The sequence below is a fragment of the Caulobacter sp. 17J65-9 genome (genome assembly GCF_010975005.1).
In the GTDB taxonomy this organism is placed as follows: domain Bacteria; phylum Pseudomonadota; class Alphaproteobacteria; order Caulobacterales; family Caulobacteraceae; genus 17J80-11.
On sequence record NZ_JAAIVC010000337.1, the window covers coordinates 1 to 712 of the forward strand.

Annotated in this window: 2 protein-coding genes; both read right to left on the reverse strand. The window is 77.7% G+C overall.

Annotation, left to right across the window (positions count from 1 at the left end; genetic code table 11):
* Nucleotides 1-332: hypothetical protein (locus tag G3573_RS21795; RefSeq protein WP_163263701.1), on the reverse strand; the 332-nt coding region annotated here is incomplete at its 3' end.
* Nucleotides 296-712: hypothetical protein (locus G3573_RS21800; RefSeq protein WP_163263702.1), on the reverse strand; the 417-nt coding region annotated here is incomplete at its 5' end. The genes G3573_RS21800 and G3573_RS21795, both read right to left, overlap by 37 nt.

Below are 712 nucleotides of genomic sequence, written 5' to 3' on the forward strand. Positions count from 1 at the left end.
ACCATCACCTGGCTCACGCCCTGGCCCGGCGCGCCCTGGCCCGAGGCGTCGACCTTCTCCAGCCCGGCCTGCGGACGCTCGACGCCGGCGGCGGTAGCCAGGTCGGCCTCGAGCCGGCGCGCCGCGCCGACCTGGGCTTCGGTCAGGGCGCGCTGGGCGAAGAGCTGGTCGAACACGTCCAGCCGGCGCGCCGAGACGATCCGGCGGGCGGCGTCGGCGACCACGCGCACGTCGGGCTGGGCGCTGAGGCGATTGAGCTCCGCCTCGCGGGCGCGCCGGTCGCGGGCGGCGGCGATCACGGCTTCGGGGCTGGGCCGCGTGCGGCGGGGCATGGGGGCCTCCCTTCGTTTTCTGGTCCAATCAAATCAAGCGTCTGGCGGGCGCGGCGGGCCAGGGCGCGGCGCCAGGCGAAGGCGGGCTCGGCCAGGGCCAGCAGCTGGCCGGGCGTCGGAAAGAAGCGCGCCGGGCTGAGCACGTAATCGTCGGCCGCCCGGGCCAGCACGTCGGCCGGCAGGTGGCCGGCCAGCCGGCGCCAGTCCTTCGCGACCAGGGTCTGCTCGGGCGGGGTCAGCCGGCTCTCCGGATAGTGCAGGGCCAGCCGCTCCAGGGTCAGGGCGAAGGCGGCAGGCGGCGCCGGTTCGGCGGCCGCCAGGGCCGCGCGGCACTCGGCCAGCACGGCGGCGCGGTCCGGCAGCGCCGCTAGCTCACGGGC